The following is a 462-nucleotide window of genomic DNA, read 5'->3' as shown; positions in this document are numbered from 1 at the left end:
CTGTCACCCCGCAACGCGGAAGGCTCGGTCGGCACCGAGATGCCGGTCATGTCGTACAACTGGAACACGACGCCGGCCGGAATGAACGTTCCCTCGCAGCCCCTCGGCGTGCCGGCGGGTGCGCGCTGGGCCGGCGGCATGCGGGTCTGGGCCAACCCGGACAAGTCGCGGGGCGGCACGCCGCTCGTCTACTACAGCGACACCGTCGGTGAGCGGGCGCTCCAGACATCGGGCGATTGCGCCGCCGGCGGCCGCCAGGATAGCTGGGGCGATTCCGGGGCTCCGGGCCGCAACGTGGTCTACACCCTGCGCTGCACCAGCAGCGGCACGGGTGTCGGAACCGACACCGGAGGCGGCACCGGCGGCAGCGAGGGCGGCGGCACGGCCGGCCCCACGCCCGGCGAGAGCGCGCCGACCGGCACCTCGGTGCTCATCAACCGGCGCTCCGGCAACTGCATCGAT

Annotated in this window: 1 protein-coding gene; it reads left to right on the top strand. The window is 73.4% G+C overall.

Translation table 11 applies throughout. From position 1 onward, the window contains the following. A partial coding sequence (locus tag C1631_RS23595; protein ID WP_228441527.1) for a hypothetical protein occupies positions 1-462 on the top strand: 462 nt, incomplete at both ends.

Source organism: Chryseobacterium phosphatilyticum (assembly GCF_002899825.2).
Lineage (GTDB): Bacteria > Bacteroidota > Bacteroidia > Flavobacteriales > Weeksellaceae > Chryseobacterium > Chryseobacterium phosphatilyticum.
This window is presented reverse-complemented; position numbering and strand designations above follow the sequence as displayed.